General features: G+C 49.6%; 14 protein-coding genes. 11 read left to right on the top strand and 3 right to left on the bottom strand.

The annotated features are described in order from the left end of the window. From ABNT28_RS05840 to ABNT28_RS05825, 4 genes are all read left to right on the top strand, one after another. A partial coding sequence (locus ABNT28_RS05840; protein WP_348721168.1) for a GTP-binding protein occupies nt 1-216 on the top strand: 216 nt, incomplete at its 5' end. After that, nucleotides 203-3,991: a cobaltochelatase subunit CobN gene (gene cobN / locus ABNT28_RS05835; protein ID WP_348721167.1), complete on the top strand. Its 3,789-nt coding sequence runs from the start codon at nt 203-205 to the stop codon at nt 3,989-3,991. The genes ABNT28_RS05840 and cobN, both read left to right, overlap by 14 nt. After that, the gene (gene cobO, locus ABNT28_RS05830) at nt 3,988-4,611 is read left to right on the top strand and encodes a cob(I)yrinic acid a,c-diamide adenosyltransferase (RefSeq protein ID WP_332924846.1); all 624 of its coding nucleotides are present in this window, start codon (nt 3,988-3,990) and stop codon (nt 4,609-4,611) included. The genes cobN and cobO overlap by 4 nt, the downstream gene beginning before the upstream one ends. Beyond that, on the top strand, nt 4,611-6,122 hold the full coding sequence (locus ABNT28_RS05825; protein ID WP_332924845.1) for a cobyric acid synthase: 1,512 nt from the start codon (nt 4,611-4,613) through the stop codon (nt 6,120-6,122). Before cobO ends, ABNT28_RS05825 begins: the two co-directional genes overlap by 1 nt. On the opposite strand, the gene cbiB is transcribed toward ABNT28_RS05825, so the two are convergent. Next, the gene (gene cbiB, locus ABNT28_RS05820; RefSeq protein WP_332924844.1) at nt 6,119-7,093 is read right to left on the bottom strand and encodes an adenosylcobinamide-phosphate synthase CbiB; all 975 of its coding nucleotides are present in this window, start codon (nt 7,091-7,093) and stop codon (nt 6,119-6,121) included. The genes ABNT28_RS05825 and cbiB overlap by 4 nt on opposite strands. A gap of 338 nt (nt 7,094-7,431) precedes the next feature. Between cbiB and ABNT28_RS05815 the strand changes: the two genes are divergently transcribed. Genes ABNT28_RS05815 through cobM form a run of 7 tightly spaced genes read left to right on the top strand, consistent with a single transcriptional unit; the run spans nt 7,432 to nt 14,088 of the window. After that, nucleotides 7,432-7,713 carry a DUF6732 family protein gene (locus ABNT28_RS05815; protein ID WP_332924843.1) on the top strand — a complete coding sequence of 94 codons (282 nt, stop codon included), beginning with the start codon at nt 7,432-7,434 and terminating at the stop codon, nt 7,711-7,713. Continuing rightward, a complete protein-coding gene (locus ABNT28_RS05810) occupies nt 7,706-8,830 on the top strand; it encodes a sirohydrochlorin chelatase (protein ID WP_348721166.1) in 1,125 nt (374 codons plus the stop codon). The genes ABNT28_RS05815 and ABNT28_RS05810 overlap by 8 nt, the downstream gene beginning before the upstream one ends. 9 nt (nt 8,831-8,839) lie before the next feature. Continuing rightward, complete coding sequence (locus tag ABNT28_RS05805) at nt 8,840-9,532, top strand: precorrin-8X methylmutase (protein WP_332924850.1); 693 nt, start codon at nt 8,840-8,842, stop codon at nt 9,530-9,532. Continuing rightward, complete coding sequence (gene cbiE, locus ABNT28_RS05800; RefSeq protein ID WP_348721165.1) at nt 9,532-10,776, top strand: precorrin-6y C5,15-methyltransferase (decarboxylating) subunit CbiE; 1,245 nt, start codon at nt 9,532-9,534, stop codon at nt 10,774-10,776. The genes ABNT28_RS05805 and cbiE overlap by 1 nt, the downstream gene beginning before the upstream one ends. Further along, nucleotides 10,773-11,474 carry a precorrin-2 C(20)-methyltransferase gene (gene cobI / locus ABNT28_RS05795; protein ID WP_332924840.1) on the top strand — a complete coding sequence of 234 codons (702 nt, stop codon included), beginning with the start codon at nt 10,773-10,775 and terminating at the stop codon, nt 11,472-11,474. The genes cbiE and cobI overlap by 4 nt, the downstream gene beginning before the upstream one ends. Further along, entirely contained in the window at nt 11,465-13,321 is a 1,857-nt protein-coding gene (cobJ, locus tag ABNT28_RS05790) for a precorrin-3B C(17)-methyltransferase (protein ID WP_348721164.1), read from the top strand. The genes cobI and cobJ overlap by 10 nt, the downstream gene beginning before the upstream one ends. Then, complete coding sequence (gene cobM, locus ABNT28_RS05785; RefSeq protein ID WP_348721162.1) at nt 13,318-14,088, top strand: precorrin-4 C(11)-methyltransferase; 771 nt, start codon at nt 13,318-13,320, stop codon at nt 14,086-14,088. Before cobJ ends, cobM begins: the two co-directional genes overlap by 4 nt. Nucleotides 14,089-14,090: 2 nt before the next feature. Here cobM and ABNT28_RS05780 read toward each other — a convergent pair whose 3' ends face one another. Together ABNT28_RS05780 and cobA are read right to left on the bottom strand one after the other, a co-directional pair. After that, on the bottom strand, nt 14,091-15,443 hold the full coding sequence (locus ABNT28_RS05780; protein ID WP_332924837.1) for a cobyrinate a,c-diamide synthase: 1,353 nt from the start codon (nt 15,441-15,443) through the stop codon (nt 14,091-14,093). Beyond that, the coding region (gene cobA, locus ABNT28_RS05775) for a uroporphyrinogen-III C-methyltransferase (protein ID WP_348721161.1) at nt 15,443-16,218 on the bottom strand (776 nt) is incomplete at its 5' end. The genes cobA and ABNT28_RS05780, both read right to left, overlap by 1 nt.

Here is a 16,218-nt window from a genome sequence, read left to right as displayed (position 1 = left end):
GACGCTCTTCCGATCTTGCGTGCCAAGGGTCGTTTACAGGAAGCTGGCAAAGCACTGCCTCTGGTTGTGCAGGCTGTTGGTAAGCGTGTGGATAGCTATTATGCGCGTGATACCGAGGCCAAAGTTGGCCAGTTGGTTGTGATTGGTTTGGCTGGGCTTGACGGTGTGGCAATCGCAACACAGCTGGGCGGTAGTTTGGCTAATGCATCTTCTTAAAATTGATGAAAGTGGTGCCTTATATGATTCCGAAGAGGCGGTTGATTTAGCCCAGCCTCCGGGTGATATCATCATTTTATCATCGGCAGACACCGAAGTCAGTTTGCTGACTGCCGCGGCCACATCATTGAAACATAAGAATGCAGATATTGGTGATATTCGCATTGCCAATTATCTGAGCCTGACACATCCCTATTCGGTTGATTTGTATATCGAAAAAACCGCTACTAAAGCACGCATTGTCGTTGTGCGGTTGCTTGGGGGTGCATCTTACTGGACTTATGGTACCCAACAATTACGCCAGCTTGCTCAAGCGACAGATACCAAAGTCATTTTCATTTCTGGTGATGGTAAACCCGATGCCGAACTTGATTATTTGTCGTCGGTTGATGCGTCGGTATGCGCTGACCTTGCTGGTTATCTTGACGGTGGCGGTTTAATGAACGCCGAGGCTTTCTTTCTGCGCCTTCATGACATTGCCGATAACACCAATAACGCCCCACCAGCTAGGCCATTACTTCGTGCAGGTCTTTATTGGCCGCATGATGATCTACCAGACTTTGCCACTATCCAGTCGCATTGGCAGGATAAAACAAGGCCTGTGGCGGCACTGGTATTTTACCGGGCGCTTGTACAGGCAGGTGATCTGGCACCTATCGACGGGTTGATCGATGCTTGTATTGCGGCAGGGATGAATCCACTTCCTATTTTTGCCTCCAGTCTCAAGGAAGCACAAACAGCTGGTATTGTTGCCGAATGTCTGCGCAGTGCAAAAGCGGATGTGATTTTAAACATGACCTCTTTTGCTGTGTCTGATCCATCAGCTGTTGATAAAGCCCGCCCAGGTGAACAAAACATGCGTTCAGCAGGGCCTTTTGGCGTGGTGGATGCCCCTGTATTTCAGGTGGTTCTGGCGTCAAACCGCGTGTCTGATTGGCAGGATAATTCGGCAGGTCTGACCGCGCGTGATCTGGCAATGAATGTGGCATTGCCCGAGTTGGATGGTCGGATTCTATCGCGTGCCATTGCCTTTAAAAAGCCGCTTAGCAAAGATCCGGTCACGCATGCCATGACAACGCATTATGTGTTGGTGCCAGAGCGTGTCAAATTTGTTGCCACATTAGCGGCAAAATGGTGTGCGTTACGCTATATAAAACCGGCTGACAAAAAGATTGCTCTTATCCTTGCTAATTATCCAAACAAGGATGGACGCATTGCTAATGGGGTTGGGCTTGATACGCCGGAAAGTGCGTTTCAGGCGTTGCGCGATTTACAGGTTGCGGGCTATACGATCACTGATTTACCGGACTCAAGTGCCAAGTTAATATCTGCCCTACGCGCGGGGCCAACAAATGCAGGTTGGCAAGGCCGGCAGTCCTTTGTAACGCTGGCTCATGATGACTATGTTCACGCCTTTGCGTCATTGCCAGATGATGTGCGTATTGCGGTAACGGAACGATGGGGTGCACCTGACAATGACCCTATGTTTGATGGCACGGTATTTCGTATTCCGGTTCTGACCTTTGGTAATGCCGTCGTTGGCGTACAGCCAGCACGGGGGTATAATATAGATCCAAAGGCGACGTATCACGCGCCTGATTTGGTGCCCCCACATAATTATTTCGCTTTTTATATTTGGTTGCGTGAAATCTGGGGCATGGATGCCGTTATCCATTTTGGCAAGCATGGCAATCTGGAATGGCTGCCTGGCAAGGCGCTTGCTTTGAGCTCATCATGCTACCCTGAGGCTGTTCTGGGGGCGGTACCGCATTTATATCCCTTTATTGTAAATGACCCGGGTGAGGGGGCGCAGGCAAAACGGCGCAGTGCGGCGGTTATACTTGATCACCTGACACCTCCTATGACAAATGCTGACTCGCATGGAATCATGGCGGCAATCGAGTCACAGATGGATGAATATTACGAAGCGGCTGGCATGGATAAAGCCCGTTCTGCGGCGCTATTGCAAGATATTCTCATCGATGCTGAACGGGCTGGCTTGGCCAAAGATTGTGGTATTCTGCCGGATGATGATGCTGGCGAAAAACTGCTGAAACTTGATAATTTCCTATGTGACATTAAGGAACTGCAAATCCGTGATGGCTTGCATATTTTTGGCCGTAATGCCGCGCATGACTTGCTGAACGCGTTGCTCGTGCAAATTTTGCGGACCCCCCGAAATGATGGTGAGGGAAAGCATGGGTCATTGATTCGTGCTTTGGCTGATGATCTGGGGCTGTCGGGCGATGATGATCTATTTGATCCACTAACGACCGAACGCGCCACCCCATGGTTGGGCGCGCACCCGTCTATTCTTGATAATCTGCTTGATACTGTTTGGCGAAGTCATGGCGATACTGTTGAACGTCTTGATGCGCTTGCACTGGCACTGGTTGCTGGTGATATTGATCCGCCCGGTCCAGCGTCGGCAATGGTGCTGGCTCATGGGTTGGATTCAATTCGCGCATCATTAAATGCGTGTGGCCATGCTGAGGCAGAGTCTTTGCAACGCGGCCTTGCTGGACAGTTTGTGCCGGCAGGTGCATCTGGCGCGCCGACACGTGGCCGCCCTGAAGTTTTGCCAACAGGTCGCAATTTCTTTTCAATTGATAGCCGCGCTTTGCCAACGCCTGTTGCATGGCGTCTGGGCTGGGCGTCGGCAAATGCCTTGCTTGACCGGTATCTGCTCGATCATGGGAATTGGCCAAAGGCAATGGTGCTATCGGCATGGGGCACATCAAACATGCGCACTGGCGGTGATGACATCGCTCAGGCACTAGCCTTGATGGGGGTGCAACCAGTTTGGGATAATAATTCGCGCCGCGTAACGGGGTTTGACATTATGCCCCTAGCGGTATTAGGACGCCCCCGCATTGATATTTCATTGCGTTGTTCAGGGTTTTTCCGCGATGCCTTTCCCGCGCAGATGAGCCTTATTGACCGTGCTGTTCAGGCGGTAGCGTCACTAGACGAACCTGATGACCAAAATCCGCTTGCCGCCGCTGCGCGTGCCGAGTCAGAAAAACTGACAGCCAATGGTGTATCGCAAAAAGAGGCTATACGCCAAAGCACCATGCGCATCTTCAGCGCCAAGCCAGGTGCCTATGGTGCAGGTCTGCAAACTCTGATTGATGAAGGTATCTGGGAACAGCGTGCTGATTTTGCCGAAGCATTCCTGACATGGTCTTCCTATGCTTATGGCGAACAATTATCAGGCGTTGATGCCCGCGATGCGCTAGAGGCACGATTGGCTTCGTCGGATGCGGTATTGCATAATCAGGATAATCGTGAACATGACATTCTTGATAGTGATGATTATTACCAATTTGCTGGCGGTCTGTCTGCCGCAGTGGCGCATCTGTCAGGGCGAGATGTGCCGATATATCATAATGATCACTCGTTGCCTGAGCGCCCTGTGATTCGAAGCCTTGCCGAAGAAATCAGTCGTGTCGTCAGGGGGCGCGCCAGTAATCCTAAATGGATCGCTGGTGCCATGCGGCATGGCTATAAGGGTGCTTTTGAAATGCTGGCAACAGTTGATTATCTGTTTGCTTTTGCCGCAACAACACGGATGGTTGATGAACATCATTTCACCGCACTTTATGAAGCCTATATAGAAGATGACCTAGTGCGCGATTTTCTTGAAACGGCTAATGATGCGGCCTATGACGATATGCTGGCACGCTTTGAAGAGGCAATCGCCCGCGGCCTATGGACACCAAGACGTAATAGCGTGCAAGCTGAGCTTGAGAAACGAAGGAGGAGCCTAACATGAATGATGATCAGGTGCCGAATGACATTGACCGCCATAACAGCAAGATGGCGAAGAAAAAACAGGCGCGTGACAAGATCATGGCCAGCAAGATACAGGAGAAAGGCCTGATCATTGTCAATACAGGCAAAGGTAAGGGCAAATCATCCGCCGCCTTTGGCATGATTTTTCGGTGCATCGCGCATCAGATGCCTTGTGCTGTTGTTCAATTTATCAAAGGTGGGATGGATACAGGTGAACGAAACCTGATCACGGCTCATTTTGGTGATTTATGCCAGTTTTATACCATGGGTGAGGGCTTTACATGGGAAACTCAGGATAAAGAGCGCGATATTGCCGCCGCCACAGCCGCCTGGGAAAAAGCAAAGACACTAATTCTTGATGATAGAAATACAATGGTGTTGCTTGATGAGATCAATATTGCCCTTCGTTATGGTTACATTCCGCTTGATGAAGTGATCACCTTTTTGCAAACCAAAAAGCCTGACATGACACATGTTGTCCTAACGGGGCGCAATGCGGCTGAAGAATTGATTGAAATTGCTGATCTTGTCACTGATATGTCGCTCATCAAGCATCCGTTCCGTTCAGGCATAAAGGCTCAGATTGGCGTTGAATTTTAATGGTTGACCTGTCGGCGCCATCATCACCACGTTCTCCAACACCGTGCGTAATGATTCAGGGTGCTGGCTCAAATGTTGGCAAATCGGTGTTGGTCGCTGGCTTATGCCGTTATTTTGCTAATCAGGGGCTAACGGTACGTCCATTTAAACCACAGAATATGTCGAACAATGCGGCGGCCACTGATGATGGTGGCGAAATTGGGCGTGCGCAGGCGTTGCAAGCTTTGGCTTGCCGGGTTGCGCCTTCGGTTCATATGAATCCAGTTTTATTAAAACCTGAAACAGATACTGGTGCACAGATCATAGTTCAGGGAAAACGCTTTGGCAGTATGCGTGCAAAGGAATACGGAACACATAAAGCGACATTATTGCCGCGTGTGATGGACAGTTACGATCAGCTTGCCACGTCAGTTGACCTAGTCATTGTTGAAGGCGCAGGTAGTCCGGCAGAAGTCAATTTACGTGCTGGTGACATCGCCAATATGGGCTTTGCACAGGCAGCAAATATTCCCGTTATTCTTGTTGGTGATATTGATCGAGGCGGTGTTATTGCCAGTCTAGTTGGCACGGAAATGGTGCTTGATGATATGGATTCAAATTTGATAAAAGGGTTTATAATCAATAAATTTCGCGGTGATACTAATCTATTTAGTGAGGGCATGAAAATTATCGAATCCCACACCAAATGGGATGGGGTTGGTATTTTGCCGTGGTTTTCTGACGCGCGGCTGTTACCCGCTGAAGACATACTTGATATAGAATCATCGCATTCGGCTGGCAAATCAGATAAAGCCTTGAAAATTGTTGTGCCAGTTCTGCGCCGTATTGCCAATTTTGATGACCTTGATCCTTTATCGGCTGAACCCGGGATTGATCTGGCGCTTGTTCAGGCAGGAGATGTTATTCCTGCTGATGCCGATGTTATTCTATTACCCGGCTCAAAGGCGACAATTTCCGATCTTGCCTTTATTCGCCAGCAAGGGTGGGATGCCGATATCATCGGACATGTCCGGCGTGGTGGCCGTGTATTGGGACTATGTGGCGGTTATCAGATGCTTGGTAAATGGGTGCATGACCCGCATGCTATTGAAGGCAAAGCAGGATCAGCAGAGGGGCTCGGCTTGCTGGATGTCGAGACATTTCTGGCAGATGATAAAACCGTCCGACATGTTACCGCTACAACATTAGATGGCGGCGTTCCGGTTTCGGGTTATGAAATTCATGTTGGCAGAACCCAAGGTAAAGATAGAGAACGCCCCTTGCTGATGATTGATGGACGCCCTGAAGGTGCTATATCGCCAAGCGGTCTTGTCGCGGGCAGTTATGTGCATGGCATTTTCAGCAGTAATGAATTTCGTACGTCCTTCATGCGCCAACTTGGTGGAACAGAAAGTCAGATCAATTATAATGATCTGGTAGATGAAATTTTGGATAAATTGGCGGCGCATATAGCAACGCATCTTGATATGGATAAAATTGCCAAAATTGCGGGTCTTACTAAAACGCCCTAGATAGATGCGTGTCGCCATATCAACAATAATGCAATAACAACCAGAAACAGTATTTGCGAAAGCGTCAATATCCACAGCGATTTCTTGATGTCGTCTGTTTTGACCAAACATCCTTCAATATTCATACGAGGGGCATCAACCAGTCGGTTTCCATAATATCGTGATCCTGCCAGCCAGATACCAAGCGCATATGCCATAGCGGCTTCTGGCCAGCCTGCATTTGGCGAATTATGCGTGTGCGCATCTGGGGCAATTCTATGCACGTTAGACAAGCGAAACTTGCCAGTTAAAATTCCAGCTAGGCTAATGAATAGTGCCGTCAGACGTGCTGGAACATAGTTTAACAGATCATCGAATTTTGCCGCACCATAACCAAAAGCATAATATCGTGCATTTTTATAACCGATCATGCTGTCAGCGGTATTTGTCATTTTATAAATAAGAATGCCAGGCAAACCAAAAGCTAGATACCATATAGCAGGGGCAAAAACGCCATCTGACAGATTCTCGGCACCTGTTTCGATGGCAGCACGCGCTATTTCATGTTCATCTAATTTGTCAGTTCGGCGCCCGACAATCATACCAACAGCTTTGCGGGCAGATGTAATATCGCGGCGCAAGGCATGGGCAACTGCATCTATATGTTCATGTAATGATTTGCCAGCAAGCAGGACGGTGACGATAATAATATCGGCAATCAGTCCGCCAAAAGATGCCATATATCCCGTAATTCCAGAACTGATCATCAGAATAGTTATCGCCAGCACGCCATGTATGCGCCGCCTTTTACCAGTCCATTTTTTATTTTTTTGATTAAGACGTTGCTCAAGAAAGCCTATCAATTTCCCAAAAACAACAACTGGATGTGGAAAATGCCGCCATAAAAGCGCTGGCTCGCCAAGCACCCTGTCAATCAAGATAGCCGCAATCAGAACAAGTGCTCTCAATTCAATGTCGGAAAGTAATGGCATCAGGATGAAATGTTCCGCTAACGATATGTTTTCGCCGTGATATTAAGCGATATAAGGGGCGTGGCTCAATGCGCATGTTCCAATTCGCTCAATTAATGGCGTTTATGGGTAATTGTAATTACCGCAACTTCCTAGTATGCATAGACAAGGACGGTGGACTTGTTAACAAGATGAAAGCGATTCCGGTGCGGTGTACCTAAATCAGGCATCCAATTCCGGGCCCCGGGCCAAGGTCTATGAAACAGCAACATGGCTGTGATCCTAGTTTTGCGCTTTGCTTCCATATCTAGCATATCTCCACAAATCCATGGTTTGGCCATTTTTGATGTGAGATATATATGCATAGAAATAGTTCCCGCTTTTTTATATTTGGTTGCGGCATTACGTGTAACCTGATCGCTGTGCCTGCTTTTGCCCATCTTGGTCATTTTGGTGAATTGGCTGGTCACAGCCATGTTGCTGGTGCTGTGTTGGGCGGGTTGGCTGTTGGTCTTGCTGGCATTCTGGTCGCTCAAAGCAAACGTTCACAAGATAGAGATGTCAAAAAAGCTGATAGTGACATATCGGATGACAATGTTGAAAACCCTGACGCAGGCGACGAGGCAGAACAAAATGCATGATGAAATTGGAAATCAAACGCCACAAAAATATGGTGTGATGATTTGTGGACATGGTTCACGGTCAAAGTCGGCTGTCACAGAATTTGCCGTTCTAGCGGAAAAACTGGCACCATTGTTTCCTGACTGGCCGGTTGAATATGGGTATTTGGAATTTGCAACGCCAGTAATCAAAACAGGTCTGGATGCTTTGCGCGCCAAAGGGGTGACGCATGTGCTGGCGGTGCCAGGCATGTTATTTGCGGCTGGACATGCCAAAAATGATATTCCATCGGTGCTGAACACATATGCGGCTGAACATGACATTACCATCCAGTATGGCCGTGAATTGGCGATTGATTTGCAAATGCTGCAAGCTGCTGGCGACCGGATTAAAGCGGCTGTTGATGAGGCAAACGCCGCCTATGGTCAGGTTGATCTTGCCGATACTTGTCTTGTTGTAATTGGGCGTGGTGCTTCGGACCCAGATGCTAATTCTAACGTATCAAAAATTTGCCGGATGCTATGGGAAGGCATGGGCTTTGGTTGGGCAGAAGTTGGCTATAGCGGTGTGACATTCCCTCTGGTTCAGCCGTGTCTCGAACATGTGGCGCGGCTTGGCTATAAACGCGTTGTTGTGTTTCCGTATTTCCTGTTTTCGGGCATTCTAATTGACCGTATTTATGGTTTTACTGACGAAGTGGCAGGTCATTATCCAGACATTGAATTTATCAAAGCCAGTTATCTTAATGACCATCCAAAGGTAATTGCGACCTTTGCTGACCGTGTGCGGGAAATCATCGATGGCAATAACAATATGAACTGTGCCTTGTGTAAATATCGGGCACAGGTGCTTGGTTTTGAAGCTGATGTTGGTGTGGCGCAGGAAAGCCATCATCACCATGTCGAAGGGCAGGGCATTTCAGCCCCTGGAAGCAATGTCGAGGACTGTCAGTTATGCGATAGTTTCTGTAGCGGTGCATGTCGGCTTGATAGTGACCATCATCATCACGACCACGACCATGACCATGACCATCATCATGGACACACGCATCAACCCTATCCGCATGCCAAACATCCGCATGGGCCAGAGTCGGTGCGCAGTCACAAACCCAAATCCAGTCAGGAACAAGATAGCTGAGTGGCGCTGATGACAACCTATTCCTATATCAAAGACCCGCAGGCCATTTACGATGCTTCCTTTGCACTTGTTCGTGAGCAGGCAAAGCTGGACATTTTTTCGGATGATGACGCCGAAATTGCCATCCGCATCATTCATGCGTGCGGTATGATTGATGTGGCTGAAAAGCTGATTATTGATATCAATGCGGTATCCGCAGGTATTGCCGCTTTGCGGGCAGGTGCAGATATTTTTTGTGATTGTGAAATGGTGGCGTCGGGTATTACACGGCGGTTTCTGCCTGCTGATAATTCGGTTCTGGTAACACTTAATGATCCGCAAACACCAGCTAGAGCGTTGGCGGACAAAACCACTCGCTCGGCAGCGGCGGTTGATCTGTGGGATGAACGGCTTAATGGCGGCATTGTGGTTATTGGGAATGCGCCAACGGCATTGTTCCGTTTGCTTGAACGCATACGCGATGAGTCAGTCAAACCAGCCTTGATCCTTGGTTTTCCTGTTGGTTTTATCGGCGCGGCTGAATCAAAAGCAGCACTGGCATCATTGGTGGCACTATCTGATGATAGCCATGTAACCGGTAATCATGCAAAGCCCAGCCCGCTAAAGATGCCTGCTTTTATTACCCTTCATGGTACCCAAGGCGGGTCGGCGATTGCCGCGGCGGCATTAAATGCGCTTGCCATGATTGCGAGACGGCCATAATGCGCAAAGCCAGTCAAAAAATCACGATTATTGGCGTCACCGAGGCAGGATGCATGGCTTTGGCGCCGGACGCACGCGCTAAAATCAAGACCGCCGATTACATATTTGCATCGAAACGCTTTCATGCGACGATTGATGCCGATGGTGAGATTGAAAGTTGGCCATCACCATTTTCTGATTTGACGGCTAGGCTTGAGGCTGTTGACGGAAACATTGTTATTCTTGCAACAGGTGATCCATTGTGGTTTGGCGTTGGCGCAAGCCTGATCGCACATTTTGGTCATGAAAGATGCGCGATCATGCCTGCTGTTTCGGGGTTTCAGATGGCGGCATCACGCATGGGGTGGCCACTTGCCTCATGTGAAACGGTAACGGTGCATGGTCGGCCGATAACGTCTATTGTTCCTTATCTCTATCCACGGGCGCGTCTGCTTGTGTTGACGGCGAACTGCCAATCTGCTGCAGATATTGCCACACTTCTGGTTGATTACGGATATGGATCAGCGCAGATGACAGCTTTAGGTGATATTGGCGGCGATCAAGAAGCCCGCCATGATGGTGTTGCCAGCACATGGGCACATACAAACATTTCCGATTTTCATATCATGGCGATCACCGTTCCTGAAGATGTAGGTGCAGCAGGCATGGCACTTTCGGACAGTCTGTTTGAAACTGATGGCAAAATGACAAAGCGCGATTTACGGGCAAGCGCGCTGGCAAAACTGGCACCCTTTCCGGACGCTGTGCTTTGGGATGTTGGTGCTGGCTCAGGCGCGGTTTCGATTGATTTTCTGCGTCATGCACCGCGCGGCAAGGCCTATGCGATTGATCGCGATGCTGCACAGATCAAACGTGCCGTAAATAATGCCATGCGTCACGGTGTTGGCGCGCCGACTAATGATCCAGATGCGGCAGGGTTTCATGCGCTACATGCGACCTTGCCTGATGCGCTGGCTGACCTGCCGCCTGCCGATGCTATTTTTATTGGTGGTGGTCTTTCGCCTGCGGTAATAACTCTTTGCCAAAAGCGTCTGCGCGCTGGCGGCGTGCTTGTTGCTCATGCGGTCACACTGGAAAGCGAAGCAATATTGTTGTCGTCTTGGCAAGCCACAAAAGGCGATTTGACCCGCATAGCTGTGAATCATGCTGACCCTGTTGGCGGTTATCATGGCTGGCGTGCATTGATGCCGGTTACACAATGGGTCTGGCATAAAGACGCCAATATAAGCGGGAACGGCACATGAATTTAGGGACATTATATGGCGTTGGCACGGGTCCAGGCGATCCGCAACTTGTCACGCGCCGCGCATGGAACCTGATTGAATCCGCCCAAGTCATTGCCTATCCGGCACCTGATAATGGTGTCAGCTTTGCGCGCTCAATTGTTGTGGATGCCATATCTGATGATGCTGTTGAAATTCCAATGCTGGTGCCAATGCGAAGCGGACGGATGCCAGCACAAAACATCTATGATCAGGGCGCAATTGCGATTAAAGCCCATCTTGATGCGGGGCGTGATGTTATCGTTTTGTGTGAAGGGGACCCGTTATTCTATGGCTCATTTATGTATTTACTGGCGCGTTTTCGTGATTATGAAGTTGAAATCATTCCCGGCATAACCTCGATGACGGCCTGTGCGGCGGCTGAGGCGCACCCGCTTGTGGCACGTAACGATATTTTGACCATTCTGCCTGCCCCTCTGGATGATGCCACGTTGGCGGCAGGCATCAAAGCTGCCGAAGCGGTTGTAATCATAAAGGTGGGCCGTCACCTGGCGCGCATTCGAAGCCTGTTTGATCAGCTAGGGTACGCCGAAACAGCCCGTTATGTCAGTCATGCGTCATTACCGCATCAAACCTGTCGCAAATTATCTGATGCTCCTGATGATGCGCCTTATTTTTCAATGATTATTTTGTATAAGGGCGATGATCCATGGCTATAACGTCCCAGAGTCCTGTTTTTGTCGTATTGACGGCAACGGGGCTGACTCTTGCCAGAACGCTGGCGTCGCGTATTGATGCCGATATTCATGGCTTGCAAGGGCGATGTCCTGATGCGCCATATCAGTTCGATGACACAATCGCCCATATTGGCGCATTATTTGTGGCAGGGCGTCCAATAATTGGTGTTTGTGCATCGGGCATCCTGATCCGCGCGGTTGCCCCTTATCTTTTGCATAAAACAGCTGATGCGCCGCTATTAGCTCTATCGGATGATGGTCTGAATATTGTGCCCTTGCTGGGTGGGCATCATGGCGGACTCAAGATCGCCAAAGCACTAGCGTCCAAATATGATTGTCATATCGCAGTCACCACCGCAGGCAATATCACTTGGGCGGTATCACTGGACGAACCGCCGCAAGGGTGGCGGCTGGCAAATCCCGATCAGGCCACATCAGTCATGGCAACTTTGCTGGCTGGAACAGGCGCAAGGCGCGATGGTGAAGCCCATCCGGCACTTGATAAATGGCTGGCTGAAGTGCCGCATGGTGATGACGTGATTTTGACTGCCACGATGCGTGCAATTCACCCCGCCAGCAATCAGCTTGTCTTTTGCCCGCAACAGCTTGTTCTGGGTGTTGGGTGTGCAAGAGGATGTGCGGCAGATGAATTGATTTCGCATGTCCTTGAACATCTGGCTACGCATGACCTCAATCCGGCGGCGATTGCCGCCATAGTCTCGGTTGATATTAAGGCTGATGAGCCAGCAATTAAGGCTTTGGCCGCACATCTTGATGTTCCGTTTCAGGTTTTTGATGTCGCACGTCTTGAAGCTGAAACGCCGCGTTTGGCAAATCCGTCGGATGTTGTCTTTAACGAAATTGGGGCGCATGGCGTCGCCGAAGCCGCGGCATTGGCGGCGACGGGTGCAAATGGACGTTTGATTGTCGAAAAACAGAAATCGGCATCAGCCACGATGGCAGTTGCCATGCTTGATACGCCTTGTGTGGACATCATTAAGTTGGGCGGTCGAAAAACGGGTCGGGTTATGCTTGTCGGGATTGGTCCCGGGCAAAGCTCATGGCGGACACCTGAGGCATCACGCATGATACAGACAGCTGATGAGCTGGTTGGTTATGGACTGTATATTGATATTCTAGGTGCCATTGCGGCTCATATTCCAAGGCGGGATTTCAAGCTTGGCGAAGAAGAAGCGCGTTGTCGTTATGCCTTGGAAACGGCCGCTACTGGCAAGGATGTTGCCATTATTTGTTCAGGTGATGCGGGTATTTATGCAATGGGGGCATTGGTGTTTGAATTGCTTGATCGCACTGATGATACAGGCGGCGTTAGCGATGCCGCGCGGCGGGTTGAAATTGTCAGTGCCCCTGGAATTTCGGCACTTCAGGCTGCCGCCGCAAGGTCAGGGGCTTTGCTAGGTCATGATTTCTGCACTATCTCATTATCAGATTTATTGACGCCATGGACAGCTATTGAACAACGTATTCATGCCGCTGGTGCAGGTGATTTTGTTATTGCTTTTTACAATCCGGTTTCAATGCGACGGCGAAGCCAGCTAGCGGCAGCCAGAGATATTCTTATTTCCTATCGCGGCGACAATGTGCCGGTTCTGTTGGCGCAAAATTTAGGGCGTCCCGATGAGAAACTGACCTATATCACACTTGGCACATTGAACATTGATGATGTCGATATGCTGACTGTTGTCATGGTTGGTGCCCAATCATCGCGTATGTTTGAACGTGGCGCTGGGCCAGCGATCTACACCCCGCGGGGCTATGCTAAACATCTTGATAATTCTATGTCGCAGGACAAGGAAACAAAGGCATGACTGTTCACTTTATTGGTGCTGGGCCTGGTGACCCTGAATTAATTACGGTTCGGGGGGTACGCTTGATCGAAAGCTGTCCGGTTTGCCTTTACGCTGGATCATTGGTGCCTGAAGCGGTTGTGGCATCCGCCCCTGACAATGCACGGGTCGTTGACACAGCCTCTTTGACACTGGATCAAATCATGGCTGAAATTAGCCTTGCGCACGAAAAAGGTATGGATGTTGCGCGTGTTCATTCAGGTGATCCGTCACTATATGGTGCTATTGCCGAACAAATTCGGCGGTTAAAGAAACTTGGTATTGATTATGACATCACGCCTGGCGTTTCTGCCTATGCTGCTGCTGCGGCGGCACTGGGTATCGAATTAACCATACCCGAGGTCAGCCAGAGCCTTATATTGACGCGGACAGCGATGAAATCATCAGCTATGCCGAAAGGTGAGGAACTGACCAGCCTTGGTCGAACTGGAGCCACCCTTGCTATTCATCTATCCGTGCGCAATTTGCGTCAGATAGAGCGTGATTTGACGCCTTTTTATGGATCTGACTGTCCGGTCATCATTGCCTATCGCGTTGGCTGGCCTGATGAGGCCTATATTCATACGGATCTGGCACATATGCACAAAGCTGCACAGGCGCAAAAAATTACCCGCACGGCTTTGATTTTTGTTGGTAAAAGCCTTGATCAAGACATCGATTTCCGTGACAGCGCTTTATATGATTCTGAGCATGTCCATATTTTGCGCCCCAAAAAGGACAAAGCATAAGTCTAGATAGCGGCGATGATATGGGCGTAAGAGCCGGTAACACTACCTTTGATAAGCCCCATAGTCCCGACATTGTTACCTGCCGCATCTTTGGCATCAAAAAGCGCATCACCAGCGGATTTGGTGGCTGTTGTATAATGAAATTCATGCGCCATAAGGGTGCTGGCAAGCTTGTCATTCCACAGACCTGCATGTTTAGTTGTCAGTGTCCGGTAGCCAAGATGCAGTTTGCGTTTGGCAAAACTGGTTTCAAGGCCAAGCAACCCTGCCATTGCAAAGCGGGTGCCGTCGGCATCGATAATGGCGTCACCCAAAACCATAAAGCCACCACATTCGCCATAGATGGGGATATTTTGGCTGGCCATTTGTTTAATGCCGCCTATGAAATGCTTGGCAGTGCTTAATCGTGGCAAATGCAACTCTGGATAACCACCAGGCATATAGACAAATTCGGCATCTGCAGGGGGGACTTCGTCATTTAACGGTGAAAAGGGTGATATTGTGGCACCAGATGCCGCCCATTCATCAATGATATGGCTGTAGCTAAAGCCGAATGCCGCATCATTTGCTATCGCAATATGCTGGGCTGGAACAGCTAGTGCCGTTTGTGGTGTGGCCTGTAATGCAAGTGGTACGGCAAGCTTTTGAATAAGGCTGAGATCAAGATGTGTTTCTACAAGCTTTGTAGCGGCATCAATCACGCTATCAAGACGGCCACTTGCGGCCAGATCAGCGGCCTGAACAAGGCCAAGATGGCGTGATGGCACATCAATATCAGCCGTTGTTGGTATGCTGCCAAGCATGGGGATGTCATAATGTGACATGGCTTCGGCAATAAGTGTGTGATGGCGGGGGGACGCCACATGGTTTAAAATAAGGCCAGCTATGTGTGTATTTGACGCGCCTGCGGCATGACCTTGCGCATGCTGGCGCAATATATGGTCAAGGCCGGCAGCAAGCGCGGCCGCATTTTGCGCAGTATTGCGCACATCAATGACAAGGATAATTGGCAGGCCAAGATGACAAGCCAGATCCGCTGTACTACCGCGGCCATTATGTGTGCCGTCAAAAAGCCCCATGACGCCTTCGACAATCAATCTATTGGCTTTCTGTCGCGCTAAATGCCTGTCGAGCAGACTGTCAATCAACTTTGGCGTCATGGCATGACTATCCAGATTGATGGCGGCCTGACCGGCGGCGGCTTTTAAAAAGGCACTATCAATATAATCGGGGCCGGATTTAGCCGCAGCAATAGACATGCCTGATTTGCGTAGTGCATTCAAAAGGCCAAGGGTGATAACTGTTTTGCCACTGCCTGAGGACAAACCGCTAACGACAAAACCTTTACATGTCATTATCCGGTTTCCGCTTCTGACCTTACGTCAAGCGGATCAAGATTGCGTGGGGGAATGCCTTGCATCTGCCCCATCCAGTCAAGACATTGCCGCATCAACGCAACACGTCCAATACAAACAATCGCGGGTGCGCCAATCCCTGATGTTGTTATATCTTCATGTGCCTTTATCAGCGTTGTTTCCAATACCTGCATATCATCGCGTGTTGCATTATTAACCACCGCAACAGGTTCATGTGGATCACGGCCAGCGGCGATCAGCTTTTTACAGATATCAGGCATATGCTTGATTGCCATATACATGACAATGACTTGTGACCCTTTGGAAAGCGCGTCCCAGTCAAGCGCCGATGGCATCAGGCCAGTTCGGTCATGTCCGGACAAAAAGGTTACTGACTGATTCACATCACGATGCGTGACCGGAATGCCAGCATAGGCAAGTCCGCCGATACCTGCCGAAATGCCCGGAATGATCCGCAATCTGATGCCTGCTTGAACAAGCGTCTGGGCTTCCTCACCGCCACGACCAAACACAAATGGATCGCCGCCTTTCAAACGTAAAACGCGTTTGCCAGCTTTCGACAATTCGATAAGACGTAAAGAAATATCGCGTTGTTTGGGTGACGGTTTGCCGCCGCGCTTGCCAGCATACTCAATGTCGGCATCGGGTTTTGCCCACGATAAAAGTGCTTTATCAACCAGTGCATCATAAATGATGATGTCAGCCTGTTGCAGGGCATTTAGTGCATGCAAGGTCAACAGTCCTGGATCACCCG

The organism is uncultured Candidatus Puniceispirillum sp., from assembly GCF_963979125.1.
In the GTDB taxonomy this organism is placed as follows: Bacteria; Pseudomonadota; Alphaproteobacteria; order Puniceispirillales; family Puniceispirillaceae; genus Puniceispirillum.
This window is presented reverse-complemented; position numbering and strand designations above follow the sequence as displayed.

Excerpts from the sequence above, each read along its gene's own strand:
- cobN (WP_348721167.1), top strand. The coding sequence starts at position 203 with ATGCATCTTCTTAAAATTGATGAAAGTGGTGCCTTATATGATTCCGAA.
- cobO (WP_332924846.1), top strand. The coding sequence starts at position 3,988 with ATGAATGATGATCAGGTGCCGAATGACATTGACCGCCATAACAGCAAG.
- ABNT28_RS05825 (WP_332924845.1), top strand. The coding sequence starts at position 4,611 with ATGGTTGACCTGTCGGCGCCATCATCACCACGTTCTCCAACACCGTGC.
- cbiB (WP_332924844.1), bottom strand. The coding sequence starts at position 7,093 with ATGCCATTACTTTCCGACATTGAATTGAGAGCACTTGTTCTGATTGCG.
- ABNT28_RS05815 (WP_332924843.1), top strand. The coding sequence starts at position 7,432 with ATGCATAGAAATAGTTCCCGCTTTTTTATATTTGGTTGCGGCATTACG.
- ABNT28_RS05810 (WP_348721166.1), top strand. The coding sequence starts at position 7,706 with ATGCATGATGAAATTGGAAATCAAACGCCACAAAAATATGGTGTGATG.
- ABNT28_RS05805 (WP_332924850.1), top strand. The coding sequence starts at position 8,840 with ATGACAACCTATTCCTATATCAAAGACCCGCAGGCCATTTACGATGCT.
- cbiE (WP_348721165.1), top strand. The coding sequence starts at position 9,532 with ATGCGCAAAGCCAGTCAAAAAATCACGATTATTGGCGTCACCGAGGCA.
- cobI (WP_332924840.1), top strand. The coding sequence starts at position 10,773 with ATGAATTTAGGGACATTATATGGCGTTGGCACGGGTCCAGGCGATCCG.
- cobJ (WP_348721164.1), top strand. The coding sequence starts at position 11,465 with ATGGCTATAACGTCCCAGAGTCCTGTTTTTGTCGTATTGACGGCAACG.
- cobM (WP_348721162.1), top strand. The coding sequence starts at position 13,318 with ATGACTGTTCACTTTATTGGTGCTGGGCCTGGTGACCCTGAATTAATT.
- ABNT28_RS05780 (WP_332924837.1), bottom strand. The coding sequence starts at position 15,443 with ATGACATGTAAAGGTTTTGTCGTTAGCGGTTTGTCCTCAGGCAGTGGC.